The 17,776-nt window shown below is 39.2% G+C and carries 13 protein-coding genes; 4 read left to right on the top strand and 9 right to left on the bottom strand.

Going from position 1 to position 17,776, the window contains the following annotated elements; all coding sequences use genetic code 11:
* On the bottom strand, positions 1-2,816 hold a 2,816-nt coding region (locus tag AX762_RS04800), incomplete at its 3' end, for a LysM peptidoglycan-binding domain-containing protein (RefSeq protein WP_071848018.1).
* Between the two features lie 241 nt (positions 2,817-3,057).
* Here AX762_RS04800 and AX762_RS04795 point away from each other — a divergent pair.
* Complete coding sequence (locus AX762_RS04795) at positions 3,058-3,621, top strand: class I SAM-dependent methyltransferase (RefSeq protein ID WP_071848017.1); 564 nt, start codon at positions 3,058-3,060, stop codon at positions 3,619-3,621.
* Between the two features lie 96 nt (positions 3,622-3,717).
* A complete protein-coding gene (locus AX762_RS04790; RefSeq protein ID WP_071848016.1) occupies positions 3,718-4,782 on the top strand; it encodes an ATP-grasp domain-containing protein in 1,065 nt (354 codons plus the stop codon).
* Positions 4,783-4,854: 72 nt separating this feature from the next.
* Here AX762_RS04790 and AX762_RS04785 read toward each other — a convergent pair whose 3' ends face one another.
* The 5 genes from AX762_RS04785 to AX762_RS04765 form a co-directional block, all read right to left on the bottom strand.
* Entirely contained in the window at positions 4,855-5,811 is a 957-nt protein-coding gene (locus AX762_RS04785; protein WP_071848015.1) for an ABC transporter permease, read from the bottom strand.
* A gap of 2 nt (positions 5,812-5,813) precedes the next feature.
* Positions 5,814-6,890, bottom strand: coding sequence for an ABC transporter permease (locus tag AX762_RS04780; protein WP_071848025.1), 1,077 nt, complete (start codon positions 6,888-6,890; stop codon positions 5,814-5,816).
* Positions 6,874-8,454 carry an ABC transporter ATP-binding protein gene (locus AX762_RS04775; protein ID WP_143139295.1) on the bottom strand — a complete coding sequence of 527 codons (1,581 nt, stop codon included), beginning with the start codon at positions 8,452-8,454 and terminating at the stop codon, positions 6,874-6,876. Before AX762_RS04775 ends, AX762_RS04780 begins: the two co-directional genes overlap by 17 nt.
* A 155-nt stretch (positions 8,455-8,609) precedes the next feature.
* Positions 8,610-9,707 carry a BMP family protein gene (locus AX762_RS04770; protein WP_071848023.1) on the bottom strand — a complete coding sequence of 366 codons (1,098 nt, stop codon included), beginning with the start codon at positions 9,705-9,707 and terminating at the stop codon, positions 8,610-8,612.
* Positions 9,708-9,907: 200 nt separating this feature from the next.
* The gene (locus AX762_RS04765; RefSeq protein WP_071848014.1) at positions 9,908-12,250 is read right to left on the bottom strand and encodes a DNA translocase FtsK; all 2,343 of its coding nucleotides are present in this window, start codon (positions 12,248-12,250) and stop codon (positions 9,908-9,910) included.
* 177 nt (positions 12,251-12,427) lie between these two features.
* Here AX762_RS04765 and AX762_RS04760 point away from each other — a divergent pair, with 177 nt between their 5' ends.
* Both AX762_RS04760 and yidC read left to right on the top strand, forming a co-directional pair.
* Positions 12,428-12,799, top strand: coding sequence for an acylphosphatase (locus AX762_RS04760; protein ID WP_083432801.1), 372 nt, complete (start codon positions 12,428-12,430; stop codon positions 12,797-12,799).
* A gap of 84 nt (positions 12,800-12,883) precedes the next feature.
* The gene (gene yidC, locus AX762_RS04755) at positions 12,884-13,861 is read left to right on the top strand and encodes a membrane protein insertase YidC (RefSeq protein ID WP_143139294.1); all 978 of its coding nucleotides are present in this window, start codon (positions 12,884-12,886) and stop codon (positions 13,859-13,861) included.
* 639 nt (positions 13,862-14,500) lie between these two features.
* Here the strand turns inward: yidC and AX762_RS04750 are convergent.
* The 3 genes from AX762_RS04750 to AX762_RS04740 all read right to left on the bottom strand — a co-directional run bounded on the left by AX762_RS04750 (position 14,501) and on the right by AX762_RS04740 (position 17,765).
* Positions 14,501-15,382: a nuclease-related domain-containing protein gene (locus AX762_RS04750; RefSeq protein ID WP_071848013.1), complete on the bottom strand. Its 882-nt coding sequence runs from the start codon at positions 15,380-15,382 to the stop codon at positions 14,501-14,503.
* Between the two features lie 140 nt (positions 15,383-15,522).
* Positions 15,523-17,076: a HAMP domain-containing histidine kinase gene (locus AX762_RS04745; protein WP_071848012.1), complete on the bottom strand. Its 1,554-nt coding sequence runs from the start codon at positions 17,074-17,076 to the stop codon at positions 15,523-15,525.
* Entirely contained in the window at positions 17,073-17,765 is a 693-nt protein-coding gene (locus tag AX762_RS04740; RefSeq protein ID WP_071848011.1) for a response regulator transcription factor, read from the bottom strand. The genes AX762_RS04745 and AX762_RS04740 overlap by 4 nt, the downstream gene beginning before the upstream one ends.
* Between the last annotated feature and the right edge of the window lie 11 nt (positions 17,766-17,776).

The raw sequence follows: 17,776 nt of genomic DNA, 5'->3' as shown, positions 1-17,776 counted from the left end.
GTTAACTTCTGATTCACTCGGATCAAATCGGAAGTTAGGTTGTTCTGTTCTCTAAGTTGAGATACCGTCATACTGAATTGTCTAGCAATGTGCCCTAATGTATCTCCCGCTTTCACAGTATAGACAGAGGCAACCGTTTCTGCTGGTTTAGCAGGTTCTACCGGTTTTGCAGGTTCAGGTTTTGTTTCCACTACTTGGCTGCTTGATACTGTTAACTTCTGATTCACTCGGATCAAATCGGAAGTTAGGTTGTTCTGTTCTCTAAGTTGAGATACCGTCATACTGAATTGTCTAGCAATGTGCCCTAATGTATCTCCCGCTTTCACAGTATAGACAGAGGCAACCGTTTCTGCTGGTTTAGCAGGTTCTACCGGTTTTGCAGGTTCAGGTTTTGTTTCCACTACTTGGCTGCTTGATACTGTTAACTTCTGATTCACTCGGATCAAATCGGAAGTTAGGTTGTTCTGTTCTCTAAGCTGAGATACCGTCATACTGAATTGTCTAGCAATGTGCCCTAATGTATCTCCCGCTTTCACGGTATAGGCAGAGGCAACCGTTTCTACTGGTTTAGCTTCTTCCTTAACTGGAGACATTACTACGTTAGAAAGATTTAATCGTTGTCCGACATAAATCGTGTTTGAAGTTAATTTGTTTATTTCCTTGATTGCTCTAACTGTCGTATTATACTTTTGAGCAAGTTGTGAAAGTGTATCTCCGAGAACAACAGTGATGGAAGAAGTATTCTTATCTTGTTCCGTCTGTTTATTGTCTTCGACTGGTTGAACATCTTTTTGAGCTTCCTCAGTAACCGGAACGCTCAATTTTTGATTGATGTAAATGGTATCACCATTTAGTTTGTTCAATGTTTTCAAGTTGGCTACACTCATGTTGAAGCGTTGCGCAATCTGAGTCAGTGTATCCCCACGGACAACCGTGTATTCATTTGTTGAATTTGTTTGATTCCCTTCAGGTGTTTCAGGTGTTTCAGGTGTTTCGGTTTTTTCTGGTGTCACGGGAGTTTCAGGCATTGGTTCAGGTTTTGGTTCGTTTGCTCTAGCAGGCACAATGATTTCCTGATTAACGAAAATCAAATCACCGGTTAATTTATTGGCAACTTTGAGATCCTGAACTGTTGTGTTATAGGTTTGAGCGATTTTACCTAAAGTATCTCCACTAACGATTCTATAAGTAGTTACTTTTTCGTAAGGATTTGCCGGTGGCGTAATCGATGTCTCGGGAACAATTGGATTAACAATTCCTGTACTGTTTCCTTTTGTCTGAACAATGTCAAATCGTGTCAGATTAAACTGTTCGATTATTCTATTTAATTTAGACGCATAAGTCGGGTCTGTTGCATATCTGCCTTGCAACCACAATGTTGCATCACGATAACTCGTTGTCTTTTCAGCCCAAGTCCCGGAGTAAAAAGCACTGTTACTTCTTAATCCATTACGCAACAGATTCGCATTGTCTTGCAGGGATTCCTCATAACTCGGGTATTTCCTAAAGTTATCTGTAATCGTTATCCAACCGGTACTTTTGTAATATTCCTGCGTTCTTTTAGCTACGGATTCGCCATTGTAAGATCCTTTTATACCAAACAGATTATAATTAGGTGAGGTTGATAAACTGCTTTTACCATAACCTGACTCCAGACTCGCTTGGGCGATCATAACTGACGCGTAAAGGTTATTTTTACCTGCTACATTTTGTGCATAACCTGCGAGGTTTTCAATAAATTCACTTGGTGAGGTTACTTTATTAAGGCCTTCCGGTTTAGTCGGTTGTGGTGCTTTAGCTTCCGCTTTTCCAGCTTCGTTGATAGCTAAAACTTGTCCGACAGACAATCTGTTAACATTGGTGATATTGTTTAGTGAAGCAAGTTTATTTACAGTCGTCTGATAACGCTGTGCGATCGAGCCTAGCGTATCTCCGGATTTCACAACATACACAAGCGCTTCAGCGTCTTTGACCGTTTCTGTTTCTTTGACTGTATCTTTTACTGTTTCTTTTACTGGTTGAACAGTCTCTACTACATTTGGCTCTTCCAAAGCTTCTTCGGTCACTACTGCTTCGGTCGATCCCTCTTCAACAGTTTTTTCTGCTGCTTCAGTTGTTCCTTCTTCAACAGTTTCGTCTGCTGCTTCAATTGTTCCTTCCTCAACAGTTTTTTCTGCTGCTTCAGTTGTTCCCTCTTCAACAGTTTTTTCTGCTGCTTCAGTTGTTCCTTCTTCAACAGTTTCGTCTGCTGCTTCAATTGTTCCTTCCTCAACAGTTTTCTCTGCTGCTTCAGTTGTTCCTTCCTCAACAGTTTTCTCTGCTGCTTCAGTTGTTCCTTCTTCAACAGTTTCGTCTGCTGCTTCAGTTGTTCCTTCTTCAACAGTTTCGTCTACAGATTCGGTTAGCTTGTTTTCAAGTAACGCAACAAAAATGGTATCAAGCTGTTCGTATGACAATGAATGATTATGTAGTTGATCCAACATACTTTGTCCTCCAGCTAATTCGATCATTCTTATTAGCTGTGTTCTGATAAAATCTAATTCTTCTTTCTGTTCTTCAGTTAATTCACTGACTTGTTCTATTGATAAATCTTCAAGATCTGTTGCTTTATGTTCAGTCGTTTCAATTTGATTATACAATTCGTATAACTCTTGTAATCCTTCTTGGTTTAAGTTTAATTCCTCGGCATTTACCGCTTCAGTAAATCCACCAATGGCAACAATCCCTGCCAAAATTCCGGTCGATAATAGTAATGATTTGGTGTTGTTTTTAAAATATTCCTTTGGTGCAAGGGGTATGTATTTTTTCTTGATCATCTAATAAATTGCTCCTCTCGAATATATATATATTGTTCTATTCACTTATTATAACCTTAGTTCTTAAAAATCGGAACGGCTAAAATAGTTTATTTCAATTTGTTACCTAAATGTAATATAATATATGTTATAACTACACTAGCATTTTCTCTCAGAATAGGATTGAAGAACCACCTTTTTATTTATTACTAAAATACTAATTAAAGATAAGTTAACATATTTACTGAGGGGAGCGTAATAATTGTTACATTCAGCATTGTCTTTCACCCATTCATTGATTAAAGAATTTGTCCAGGTCGGAGACACGGCAGTTGATGCCACTGTCGGTAACGGTCATGATACCCTGCTGCTTGCCGAGTGTGTCGGAGAAACTGGTCATGTCATCGGGTTTGATATTCAAAAAATAGCCATTGAGAACACGCAGGATAAACTCAATGAAGCAAACTTAGCGCATCGTGTGAGCCTTTATCACAAAGGACACGAAGAAATAGGCACTGTTCTTTCTTCTTCAACAGACCTATCTATGGTGGTTTATAATTTAGGCTATTTACCTAAAGGAGACAGAAACATTATAACCACACCAAAAACCACTTTAAAAAGTATTGACCAAGCACTGATTTACATAAAGAATAAAGGCTTGGTCCTTCTGATGATCTATTATGGTCACGAAGGCGGAGAAACAGAAAAAGATGCGGTACTTGAGTATGTTAAGCAACTTCCACAAAATGAATTTTCTGTTTTACAGTACCAGTTTATAAATCAAACTAATTCACCACCTTTCCTTATTGCAATCGAAAAACGGTGACCTTAAATGTTTGTAAGTGCTTTTATAATGATGTAGAATAATCATAATAAAAGCACTTACTAAAAATTGTGTAATTTCTTAAAAAAGGAGCCCCATATGGAAAACCTAACTGTATTAGTGACCTCAATAGATACCCCTATCGCTCTCGGTGTTTTAAAATGTTTAAAAGAAATAAAAAATATAACAGTAATAGGCACAGACTATCGTACCCTCACAACCGGAAATATCTTTTGCGACCGTGTCTACCGGATATCACGGTTCACTGAAAGCAAAGACGACTATTTCAAACAACTAAATGAAATCACTGATAAAGAACAAGTTCAGGCTCTTTTCCCATGTGACCCTCATGAAATTGCTTTATACGAGGATTATAAACAACGCCTGACAATCCCTTTTGCCTTGCCTGAAAGTTCTCATTTCGACCGACTTACAGATAAGGAAGCGACCTATGTTTGGCTTGTTGAACAAGGTTTCAGCGAGTATATCCCTACCTATTATGCGTTTACGTCTCATGACGAGTTAGCAAGTCTTATTCATAACGAATTTAAAGATGAAGAAGAACTTGTTGTCAAAAATACCTCAGGCCATGTAGCATCAGATTTTGCTGTATTGACTCATCGCGAAAAATTTATAGAAAAAATCGAAACACAGCAGTCCCATGTTTTTGCATTTGAAGATTATTTAAATACAAACAATTCTGATCGCCGTATGGTTATGAAAAAATTAGATCCACCTGAATTCAGTGTCGATTTATATGTTTATGATTCCAAGACTGTTGTATGCGTTCCTCGTCATCATATTGTTGTCTCGGATGGTTTACTCTTTGATGGTACAGTTATTGAACATACTGAACTCATAGCAATTTCTATAGAAATTGCTGAAGCGATCATTGATGAAGGGTTTATTAATCTGCAGTTCATGAAAGAAGACGGCAACTTTAAACTGACTGATGTCAATCCTCGTTTCTGCGACAGTCAAGTGATGTCTCTGGGTGCTGGTGTGAATTTCCCGGAATTATTCTTAACATACCGTTTAACAGATGAAAGACCTATACCAAAACCCCAATGGAATACACGAATGGTCCGTTATAAGGAAAGTGTTTTTTATCAAAATTATAATGCAGATGATGAACCGGCTGTCTGGACGGATTCAGATGAATAAAGACTTAAAAACAGAAAAAGAGTCATTCGATAACATTATCGAATGACTCTTTTTCTGTTTAACTCGATCTGATTATTTAGATTTAATAAATGTTTTTCCTATCTCTTTAGGTGCCACAGATCGGCCAACAACACTGACTAAAATAATAATCGTCAACAGATATGGCAGGATTTGTAACCAAATACCAGGTATGTCCTGAATAATTGGAATATAGTTCCCAATACGAGCTAAACTTTGAGCGAAGCCAAAGAAGATTGCTGCTCCCATTGCACCCAATGGATTCCATTTACCAAAGATCATAGCAGCCAGCGATATGAACCCTTGACCGGCTATGGTTAAAATACCAAATTCATTAGCGATAGCTTGAGCTTGAATTGCACCACCGATTCCGCCTAAGAATCCAGAGATCATTACGCCAGCATACTTCATTAAGTAAACATTGATTCCCAATGTTTCTGCAGCATGCGGATTTTCACCCACGGAACGTAGACGTAATCCGAATCTTGTTTTAAACATGATTACCCATGCAATAATTGCGACTAGTATACCTAGATAAGCAGGTCCTGAAGTGTTACGGAAAAATATCGGACCAATAACAGGTATTCTATGAAGCAGGAAAATATTGGAACGACCGAATGATCGGCCTAAAGGTCCCGTTTGTGCGGCACCGTAAATCGCTCTTGTTAAGAATACGGCTATAGCAGGAGCAGCTAAGTTGATAACCGTACCTGAAACAATATGATCGGCACGAAAATGAATGGTAGCTACCGCATGGATAAGTGAGAATAAAATCCCGATGAATCCTCCAGCCAGCAGTCCTAACCAAGGTGTCATGTTGCCAAACGTACTATAAAAAGTAAGGTTGAATATCGCTGCCGAAAAAGCACCCATGACCATGATGCCTTCTAGTCCAATGTTAACGACCCCACTACGTTCAGAGAATGTACCGCCTATAGCAGTAAAGATCAATGGAGCGGCATAGATCAAAGAACTTGAAACAATTAACTGTAATAACGATGTAATACTCATGCCTATTCGCCTCCTTCTTCTACAGTCTTATTGAGCTTTATTTTGTTCAATAGTAACCGAATAATATAATTCGCCCCTACGAAGAAAATAATAGCAGCGATAACTATATCGGCCATTTCATCTGGTACCCCAGCGCGGTTAGGCATAAAGCCAGCACCAACATCTAAAACACCAAATAAAATTGAGGAGAAGAAAATACCAATAGGATTACCTAAACCAAGCAAAGCAACAGCGATTCCGTTGAAACCTACACTTGGCAGACCACTTTGAGTAAAGATATTTCCAAACGTGCCCAATCCATGAATAGCACCACCCATACCAGCTAAACCACCACTGATCAACATAGACAAGATAATATTTCTTTTGGCACTCATGCCGGCATACGTTGAAGCATCTGGATTCAATCCAACAGCTCTAACTTCAAAACCAGCCGTCATTTGAGTCATGAAGACCCAATATAAAATAACAACAATGATAGCCATAAACAAGCCCATATTGACTCGTGAATTTTGTGTGAGTTGCGCTAGCCACTCTACACGAAGACTTGCATTCTCACCGACACGCTCAGTTGTATTTCCTGTCGCTAAAACATTTCGAATAATATAGTTAGTCAAATGAAGGGCAGTATAATTCAACATGATCGTGACGATAACTTCGCTGGTACCAAAGTAAGCACGTAAAGCACCGGCGATGCCCGCCCATATAGCACCTGCAATAACTGCAGCACCTATACTTAGAGTCAGTAATAAAACCCTTGGTAAGTCAGGTAGACTTAAAGCTACCCAAATTGCAGCAACCCACCCCGCAAGGAGCTGTCCAGCTACTCCAATATTAAAAAATCCAGCCTTAAATGCGATGGCAAATCCCAAACCTGCAAATGTTAATACTGTCGCTTGTCTTAATGCTTCGCCCATAAAGTAAGGACTATTAAATACACCCATAAGCATAGCTTGGTAAGCTAGTATTGGATTATATCCAAAGAACAACATGAGCACTGCTCCAAAAATAAATCCTAAAAGAATAGAAAATATAGGAATGAGTAACGCATTTACTCTATCTTGATTAGTCGTTAGCAACAGTCTCACGCTCCTTTCTATCTTCACCTGTTAATTCCTGTTTCGCTTTTTCTAATGGCACACCAGCCATTAAGAGACCCAATTCATTTTCAGTTGTTTCATTTGCATTAACGATGGCAATTATTTTGCCATCGTACATGACGGCTATGCGATCTGAGACATTCATAACTTCATCTAATTCGTAACTCATGAGTAAAACGGCTTTTCCATTATCTCGTTGTTCAATTAAACGCTTATGGATGTATTCAATTGCACCAACGTCTAGTCCACGTGTCGGCTGTGCCGCAATTAACATTGCCGGGTTTCTATGGATTTCACGAGCAATAATCGCTTTTTGCTGATTTCCTCCTGAAAGTGAGGCAGCTGTTGATTCTCCACTTTGCGTACGCACATCAAACTCTTCAATCAATTTCTTCGCGTGTTTTTTGATTTCCTTATGGTTCAAGAAGCCATTTTTACTGAACGGTTTTTTGTAATATTGTTGTAAACTTAAATTCTCTTCTAGTTTCATTGGTAAAACTAAACCGTGACGATGTCTGTCTTCCGGAATATGTCCCAAGCCTGTTTCGGTAATTTCACGTGGTTTTTTCCCGGTAACATCTTTACCGTTCAATTTAATTGTGCCAGATTCAACTTTTGTTAAGCCGGTAATCGCTTGAATCAATTCTGATTGACCATTACCATCAACGCCAGCTATACCTAGAATTTCTCCAGCTTTCACTTGCAAATCAATGCCTTTAACAGCATCTAGTCCGCGAGACTCTTTCACTGTAAGATTTTTAATTTCAAGTACTGGTTCTTTTGGTTGAGCTGGTTCTTTCTCTACTTTAAAGGTTACAGAACGTCCAACCATCATATCTGCCAGTTGTTGCTGAGACGTTGATTTAACATCAACTGTATCAATACTTTTACCTCGGCGTATTACTGTACAACGGTCAGCAACTTTTTTTATTTCATCTAATTTATGTGTAATCAAGATGATGGATTTGCCTTCATCCGTTAGTTTTTTCATGATATCCATTAATTCATTGATTTCTTGAGGTGTTAATACTCCTGTCGGTTCATCGAATATCAAAATATCTGCACCGCGGAATAATGTTTTTAAGATCTCAGCACGCTGTTGCATTCCCACACTGATATCTTCTATTCTTGCAGACGGGTCTACGGTTAGACCATAGCGTTCAGACAATTCTTTGACATCTTTTTCAGCGCCTTTTTCATCCATGAAACCGTAACGGTGTTTTTCTTTCCCAAGCATGATGTTTTCAGCAACGGTAAATTTATCAACAAGCATAAAGTGCTGATGCACCATACCAATACGTAGTTGGTTGGCTTTGTCAGGTGAATCGATATTTTCCTTCTTACCATTTACATAAATTTCTCCTGATGTCGGTTCTAACAATCCAGACAATATGTTCATCAAAGTAGATTTCCCTGCACCATTCTCACCTAAGAGAGCGTGGATCTCACCTTTTTTGACATTTAAACTAATATTATCATTTGCTTTAAATTCGCCAAATTTCTTTGTAATGCCTTTCATTTCAATGACTATTTCTGTTTGCACCACTATAGGTCCCTCCCTGTCATTCGTTATTTTAATAACAGTAAACATTATCACTTATCATACTTTATAGTGCAAGTACTTTAATCAAATTATTAGAAAAAGCGCCAGCCCATAGACCAGCGCTCAACTATTAATTTATATTGTTCAGTTTTTAATTATTACTCACTGTATGAGAATTCTGGAACTTCGATGTCTCCATCAACAATTCCCTGACGTGCATCCTGTACAGATGACCATGCTTCGTCAGCCATGTTTCCTTGTACTAAGTCGACGCCTTCTTCTTCTAAACCGTAAGCAATGTTTTCTCCACCAGGGAAGCCTTCATCCATTGTTAGGTTAGCTGATTGTGAGATAGAAGAACCTACAGCTTTAATAGTTGAAGTTAATGTGAGGTTTCCACCATCATATTCGCCTTCTTCTTCTTGGTCACGGTCAACACCGATTACCCAAAGTTGAGCATCTGCGTCTGATTCCATACGGTTACGAGCTTCAGTAAACACACCATTACCTACAGCACCGGCAGCGTGATAAACAACGTCTGCACCAGCTGCGTACATACCAGCTGCGACTTGTTGTCCGATACCAGCATCAGTAAATGATTCAGCATACTGAACGTCTACTTCGATACTTTCGTCAACATGAGCAACACCGGCTGTGAATCCTGTTTCAAAACGGTCGATAACTGGACCAGCAATCCCGCCGATAAATCCGACTCTGCCTGTTTCGGTTGTTTCAGCTGCTGCTACACCTGCCAAGAATGCTGCTTCGTGGTCACGGAATGTTAATGAAACGACGTTATCACGATCTGAAATATCATCAACAATACCGAAGTATTGTTCCGGATTTTGGTCAGCTACATCATTAATTGAATTTAAAAGCTGAAAACCGATTCCGTAAATGATATCATTGTCCTCTGCTAATGCCTGGTTCAAGTTTGGAACGAAGTCAGCAGAATCGTTTGATTGGTAGTATGCATAACCATCGCCTTCTGATAAGCCGTGTTCTTCTCCCCATGCTTGCATACCTTCCCAAGCAGATTGGTTGAATGAACGGTCATCTACACCACCTTCATCTGTGATCATAGCAATTGAAAAATCAACAGCTTCTGTATCTTCGCCAGCATCTTCACCAGCATCGGTTCCTGTTTCTTCATCAGTTGCTGGATCCTCAACTGCTGGATCTGATGCATCTTGTCCTTGACATGCTGCCAATACAAAAGCTGATGAACCAATTGCTAGTAAACTTCTTAATTTCATTTTTGACACGATAATTCCCCCTATTATTTTTTTATGTATCATAAGGATCGAAGAATCCCTGTTACAGTATAATATCAAAAACACTGTAACAAAAAAACTGTTAACCCTTTCATGGATATATAGTAACACTCCTGTAATAAAAAGGAAAGTTAAAAATTTTTAATAAATTAAAGTATATCCTATTCAAATTTTAATTTACTTTATTCTTCCGTATTTTCGTTCGAACTGTTTAGATAATCAGCGGTCACGAGTACTTCTCTTGGTTTTGATCCTTCATGCGGTCCGACAATGCCTTTCAGTTCCATTTCATCGACGATCCTGGCTGCACGGTTATAACCGATCCTGAAACGTCTCTGGAGCAATGAAATGCTTGCTGTCTGCATTTCAACGACTAGATCAACGGCATCACCGTATAATTCATCTTCCGATTCACCCGCTTGTGTTTTCGGTTCATCTTTAGGAATCATTTCTTCGACATAATTAGCTTCCTGCTGATTTTTAACAAAGTTCACCACTGCCTCAACTTCTTCGTCCGAAATGAAGGCACCTTGGACACGGGTCGCTTTATTGGCTCCCATCGGTTGGAAGAGCATGTCTCCCCGGCCAAGTAATTTTTCAGCCCCATTGCTGTCTAAAATGGTGCGAGAATCCGTTCCACTGGATACAGCGAACGCGATCCGTGAAGGTACGTTAGCTTTAATGATACCTGTGATAACGTCCACACTCGGTCTTTGTGTCGCCAAGATCATGTGGATACCTGCCGCACGTGCCATTTGAGCTAATCTAATAATGGCGTCTTCCACTTCGTTTGAAGCAACCATCATTAAGTCAGCCAACTCGTCAACAATAACTACAATATACGGAAATGGTAATAATCCTTCGTCATTTTTCTTTTTAACGAACTGGTTGTACCCCTCCATGTTACGTGTCCCGCTGGCTGCAAACAATTCATAACGACGTTCCATCTCCTGTACGACTTTATGTAGTGCCTGAGCCGCTTTCTTAGGATTCGTAACAACCGGCGTCAACAGATGTGGTATCCCGTTGTATACATTCAGCTCAACCATTTTAGGATCAATCATCATCATTTTCACTTCATTTGGTTTGGCCTTCATCAACAGACTCGTGATCATGCCGTTGATGGAAACGGACTTCCCAGATCCTGTTGCCCCTGCTACAAGCAAGTGCGGCATTTTAGATAAATCAGCCATTGCCACATTACCCGCAATGTCTCGTCCTAGGGGCACTTCCAATAAGCGCTCTTTATTATTAATTTGTCCTTCGATAGTATCTCTGAAAGATACCATACTGACTTCTGAATTCGGCACTTCTATACCGATAACTGATTTACCGGGAATAGGTGCTTCCATCCGAATGTCTTTTGCTGCCAAAGCTAATGCTAAATCATCAGTTAAGTTAACGATCTTGCTGACTTTTACACCCGTAGCTGGTTGGATCTCGTACTTCGTCACAGCTGGGCCAAGATTCGCTTTGGTTACTTTAGCTTTAACGCCAAAACTTTCAAACGTTTCTTCCAATTTTTTTACATTTTTCTGGATGATCGAATATTCATCCGACTGATCAATTGCTTCATGTTCGTCCAGTAAAGACACGGGCGGCAGTTTATATGACTGGTTCTCTTCTTCACCAATTTCAAAATCCACCGGTGCTTCTTCCTCAGAACCGTCACCATCTTGATCAGGTTTTTTCGCTTTTGAGGATTGTTTATTTTTGTTGGCTTTTTGTTCATATTTAGCCTGAAGTTCCTGATAACCTTCTATCTCTAAGGCTGTTTGTTCAGATTCCTGATTCTGTTCTGTCGACTCGCTTGCTTCATTAAGACGAGTGTTCTGTGGAACGACTTCTTGAGAGGTCGTGCTTATAGTTTTCTTTTTCGGTTTGGATTTCTTGGATTTAGACTTCTTAACCCATTTGGCTCTCAATTGTTTAAGCCCATTTTCTACCCAACTCATCACTGCTTTCAATGCATTTCTTATCCGGTCAAATAAATCCCGATAGGAAAATTGGAAAAATGTCATGATTCCAAAAAAGACTAGCGCAACAATCATCAAGTAAGTACCTACAACGCTGAAGAGGAAATAACTTGCACTAAAGAATATCGAGCCTATTATTCCCCCGCCCAGAGGAGTCCCAATGCTGTTTGATGTGAATTGTGGCCAGAAAAAACGCCAGGTCGCCACGACACTGTTGATCGAATCATTGATAATAGGCGCAAACCATCTTGAATGTAAAAAGACTAACCATGCTGTATAAAGCAGGGCGACTCCTTTTGTTTTGGTTCCTTTCAAACTTGGCCAGTCACCTTTAAGTATAAGATATATCCCTAGTCCCAGTAAAATAATAGCTGAAAATGCGTAAGTTTCACCCACGAAAAATCTTAGCACATTAGTAAAGAATCTACCAACAAAGCCGAATGATCCTAACGTTAAGATACTCATAAATGATAAAATAAATCCTATCCATTCGGGAGCCACTTTGTGCTGTTTTTTCTTTGGTCTTCCTCGTTTTTTTGTTCGTGTCATTTCTGCACTCCTTCCTACATATTCTGGTTTATTATAGCATGAAAAATAGAATCAAAATAGGTCAGCCCTCACTTTAACTAGACCCTGATGGCTTTCTTTTGACCTGGACGTCTCTGTACAAGTAAACTGATACTATATCAGGAAAGTAATCAGTAAATACTAAAAGGGGGATTCACAATGGGTTCTTTATATAAAGATTTTTTTGAAAAGGGAAAAAACAGAGAGTCAAATGGTGAAATCATTTATACAAATGAAGCGATGGAAAATAACGGCCAGCAAAAAATGCGCGCCACTATTTCGGGACGCGTCCAGGGTGTCGGCTTTCGTTTTTCTGCAAAACAAGCAGCGGATGAAGCAGGTGTCAAAGGGATCGTACGTAATGAATCTGACGGAACTGTTTATGTTGAAGCCGTTGGTGACGAAAAACAATTGAGTCAATTTATTGAAGCATTACGCAAGGGGCCTTCTCCCGCTGCTGATGTTGACAAAGTAGTCGTTACTTATGACGACAAGATTGAAGAAAAAACGAATTTTTCTCAAGTTAATTGAATTCTTTCTTCTATTAAGGTATAGTGGTGAATAGCGTGAAAGCAATAGAGTACCACTAATATAAACTTAAAGGATTGAATACAATTGAAAAACCGTACTAAAAGATGGCTTTTATCAGGTGGAATGCTTTCCATCGTTTTGTTCTTATCAGGTTGTATGAGAGTTGACGAAAGTGGAACGCCTACTGGTGGCTTTTCTCAATTTTTATTTGATTATCTCGTTTTACCTACACAACAGTTCATAGAAATACTAGCAGATATAACTGGAAGTTACGGACTGGCAATTATTGTCATTACCATTATCGTTCGTATCCTCATCTTACCCTTATCAATCAAACAGCAGCGTGCAACTTTAGAGCAGCAGGCTAAGATGGCAACAGTTAAACCTGTTACCGATGAAATACAGGCAGAAATGAAAGAAACAGACGATGCTAAGGAAAAACAGACATTACAAGCAGAAATGATGGAAATTTACAAAGAGAATAACGTTAATATGTTAGGCGGTTTGTCAGGATGTTTACCGCTGCTCATTCAACTGCCGGTCTTTACAGCAATGTTCCAGGCCATTCGAATGTCCGAATCTATTCAGAGCGCTTCATGGCTGGGGATTAATTTGGGTGAAAGCAGTATTCCACTCGCCGTAGTGACTGGTGTTGTTTATCTCGTTCAAACTAAAGTCATGCAGGCAGGCATGCCCGAAGAAACGCGCAAGCAATCAGGCGCAATGATGTACATGAGTCCAGTGATGATTCTGATGTTCTCAATCACTGGTCCAGCCGGACTAACATTATACTGGTTTGCTGGTGGTTTTGTAGCAATCGGTCAATCTCTTATCACTAATTTATACTACAAACCAAAATTAGAAAAAGAGATGGAGAAAAAACACGGTGGCAAACCTATTATTAAGCGTAAGTTACGTGAACGTAAAACAGTACAAGCTACTGAAACTGACACGAAGCTTAATCAAGTAAAACAGGCACCATCCGCTAGAAACAAACGTCGTAACCAGAGCCCGTTCGAACAGAAAGAGCTCCGCAATTCAGGTAAACAACAACGTGACTAATTATTATGACAAAAGGAGACTCAGCTGAGTCTCCTTTTTCTTTATCTTTTTTAATTGGATAACGACGTGTCCGATGACACGTTGTTTCATTTTAATTTTTTTAGATCTTTCATTGATAAGCAATCGCCTGAGCGATTGCTTTCCTTCTTAGGTATTGACTGTTTTATTTTTAACCCACGGTTTTATGTTCTCATGAGTTGGTCATTTCGCCGTCCGTATGACAGACTCAGATTTTTCCCGCTCGTGAGTTTGTCATTTCACCCTCCGTATGACAGGCTCAGATTTTTTCCGCTCGTGAGTTGGTCATTTCACCCTTCGTATGGCAGGCTCAGATTTTTTCCGCTCGTGAGTTTGTCATTTCACCCTCCATATGACAGACTCAAGTTTTTCCTGTTCGTGAGTTTGTCATTTCACCCTACGAATGACAGACTCAGGTTTTTCCTGTTCGTGAGTTTGTCATTTCACCCTACGAATGACAGACTCAGGTTTTTCCTGTTTGTGAGTTTGTCATTTCACCCTACGAATGACAGACTCAGGTTTTTTCCGCTCGTGAGTTTGTCATTTCACCCTACGAATGACAGACTCAGGTTTTTTCCGCTCGTGAGTTAGTCATCGTAGCTTTCATGTTTGAAATATGAATCAAATAATCGGATTTTCTTTTAAGTAAGACCTTATTCGTCTCACTGACACTCTATCGTCTACCCAATCATTAATCAGCAAGGTTGTAATTGGCACATCTGGAAACAACCGATCGATCTCCTTTATATGATTTAATATCACTTTATCTATGCTGTAGATGCCTCCGCATTCCTGACAGCTTGCTTGGCGCTGACTCAAATGTACATTAAATGACTGACAGTCACTGCAAATTATTCCCTTTCTAAAATCCTCATATCTAAATTCATGAGAAGTCTCTTTATACCTTTCATTACTTATCTGCTCTGACTTTAGTTTGTTTACGATATTAACCTGTGCTTTGGATAATTTCGTGTTCCTATTTTTAAGTTTTTTCAGGTGTCTATTTATTTGGGTCGGCAGTATAAACGGATCAGTTATATTAGCATCAAATAAAGTAAATGACGCATTAATAAAAAGGACGTAAGGTTTAATTTCGACCGTTTCATTCCATTGACTAGTCATTTGTTCCAGAACTTTTTTAGTTCGATTTAATTGAACACTTGGACAAATGAATTCCTGACCGTTTAGCTTCCGAAATTGACCCGGTAATTTCTGAAATTCTCCTTCGTAATTTTTGATTTCATACAAGTAAAACGTATCCCCTATAACCAGCAACGTATCTATTTGTGCGGTCGATCCGTTATACGAAACAAGTAAATCGTTTATAACTGTCACATCATCTTCAAAATATTCTTCGATCCTTTCATCAAATTGCTGTTCTCCCTCATATCCTTTTTTCAAATTCAACAGATACTGTTGCTGAGAATATGGTGATTTGGTTCTGGCATTCAAAGATTCCAGGTATTGCAACTGATATGATTTCTTTCTAGCTGATTTTTCCATTTTCAACCTCCTCATATTCTTTAAATTTCTTATTCATCTATAGTATTAACTATCCATCCAATTCATTTATCATTAAATTTCATGAAAAAAAAACCTCCGCAACATACCAAGATTAGTATGTTGCGGAGGTTTATTCATTTTCATTGCTTGGTTAAAGCTTTAGTAGCTCGTTCAGATTCTTCTATTTTTTTCAAATCTTTTTCATTTAGTTTAGGTAATTCAATTCTGAAAATAGAGCCATGATCCAGGACACTTTCAACCCAAACCTTACCATGATAGCCTTCTACCAGCTGTTTGGCAATTGACAACCCTAAACCGTTACCACCTTTGTGACGACTTCTCGCTTTGTCTACACGGTAAAAACGATGGAAGATTTTCTCAGTGTCTTCTTCAGTCATTCCTTCACCAAAATCTTGAATAGCGATTTGAATTTTCGGTCCATCATCGGACACGCTTAAATGAACAACATGGCGATTTGTAGAATATTTCACCGCATTATCAAGTAGGATGATGAGAATCTGTTCCAAGTGATTGCGATAAATATTGATGTACACCTCTTTTTCCAAATCATCATCCAGGATAAAGGTAAAGTCCGGATGAACCAGTTTAAAGTTATTATAGGTTTGATTGATAAGTTCTCTAACTGATGTCCGTTCGTTTTTGTAATGAATTTCGACTTGTTCAGCACGAGACAAGTCGAGCATTTCCTGAACCAAACTCTTCATTCGTTCGATTTCTTGAAGAGACGCACTCAGTGATTCATCTAAAACGACCGGATCATCTTTGCCCCAACGGTTCAAGAGCTTCATATGACCTTCAACCACTGCGACAGGTGTGCGTAACTCATGCGACACATCTTCAACAAACTGTTTTTGCTGTTCGATGTTGCGCTGCATACGGTCCAGCATCGAGTTATACGCATTGGCTAACTCAGTCAATTCATCGTTACCATCTCCCACATCAATACGATCACGGGATTCCGGATCTTTTTCAACGATGTGCATGGCTTCAGTCAATCGACGAATCGGCTGAAGGAATGAGATGGCAATAATATAACCGATGACTCCACTGAACAGTAACGCGATGACTCCAGTCAGCAATATTGCCCCTAAAACACTTCTGAAAAGCTGATGATAAGATGACAACGTGTTGATTACTTGGACGTAGCCAATTCTTTCATTATTTAAGAACGAGTAAACTGGTGTTGTTGCCGATAAGGCTTCACCACTCGGCCCCTTTTCTATAGTTTCGATTTGCAGGGTCTCTTTAGGTATAAACTCTATATCAACATCATTCGTTTCATATAAAAGTTGTTCACTAGTGTTATATACTCTTATAACAATGCTACCTTGGCTCGCACGCAACGGTGTACTTCTCTGATTTTGAGCTTCTTCCATAATCGGCATTTCAGGTGTTAAATACATTTCCTGCTGATTCAATGTTTCTGCAACATCTTCTTCTGTTAAATCATAAAAGTTTTGTCCAAATCGTTCCGTTAAATTCACCATCACATTTCTAACTGCTTGTTGTTCATTTTCTATCATGATTTGTTGAAAGGTAATGAACAAAATAGTTGAAAATATAGTGTATGTTAAAAATAGTGCGATGGCAGCCCCGATAGTCCATTTCCATCTTAAAGAAATACGCTTCTTCTCGTTAATTCCTTTTGTATCAACGGCTGCTTGAGATTTCACGTACGCATCACGTATCCTGTTCCTCTAACTGTTTGGATGTAGCTTTCTTTTCCGGAAACATCGATCTTGTTACGCAGGTATCTGATATACACGTCAACCACGTTAGTTTCCACTTCCGTTTCGTATCCCCAGACTTTGTTCAATAATACTTCACGTGACAAGACAATGTTCAAATTTTCCATCAATTCAACGAGTAATTCGTATTCTCTCTTTGTCAATTCAATCACTTCGTCTGCACGTTTGACGACACGGTTTTCTTTTTCAACCGTAATGTCTCTGTATGTGATGGTCGTTTGACGACTTACATTTTCTTCAGTTTCGATTTCAATACGACGAAGCAATGCACGCATACGTGCTAATAATTCCTCGATTGCAAAAGGTTTAACTACGTAATCGTCTGCTCCATGATCAAAACCTGAAACGCGGTCAATGACAGAATCTCTTGCCGTCATCATGATAATAGGCACATTACTTACTAGGCGAATACGACGCGCCACGTCGATCCCGTTTAATTCGGGTAACATTAAATCAAGTAATACAATATCCCACTCTTTAGTTTCATCTATTGCCGCTTCAAGACCTGAGCGACCGTCAAAACGGACCTCTGTCTCAAATCCTTCATGTGTTAATTCCAACTCGACAAAGCGAGCTAAATTCTTTTCATCTTCTATAATTAAAATCTTTGCCACGGTTCCCACTC

The organism is Alkalibacterium sp. 20 (assembly GCF_001885615.1).
Taxonomy (GTDB): domain Bacteria; phylum Bacillota; class Bacilli; order Lactobacillales; family Carnobacteriaceae_A; genus Alkalibacterium.
The sequence above is the reverse complement of the archived record's forward strand: the minus strand, read 5'-3'. Positions and strand labels throughout refer to the sequence as shown.

What these genes read in the sequence shown, in the direction of transcription:
- AX762_RS04765 (WP_071848014.1), bottom strand. Translation starts at nt 12,250, where the DNA reads ATGACACGAACAAAAAAACGAGGAAGACCAAAGAAAAAACAGCACAAA.
- AX762_RS04750 (WP_071848013.1), bottom strand. Translation starts at nt 15,382, where the DNA reads ATGGAAAAATCAGCTAGAAAGAAATCATATCAGTTGCAATACCTGGAA.
- AX762_RS04785 (WP_071848015.1), bottom strand. Translation starts at nt 5,811, where the DNA reads ATGAGTATTACATCGTTATTACAGTTAATTGTTTCAAGTTCTTTGATC.
- AX762_RS04770 (WP_071848023.1), bottom strand. Translation starts at nt 9,707, where the DNA reads ATGAAATTAAGAAGTTTACTAGCAATTGGTTCATCAGCTTTTGTATTG.
- AX762_RS04760 (WP_083432801.1), top strand. Translation starts at nt 12,428, where the DNA reads ATGGGTTCTTTATATAAAGATTTTTTTGAAAAGGGAAAAAACAGAGAG.
- AX762_RS04790 (WP_071848016.1), top strand. Translation starts at nt 3,718, where the DNA reads ATGGAAAACCTAACTGTATTAGTGACCTCAATAGATACCCCTATCGCT.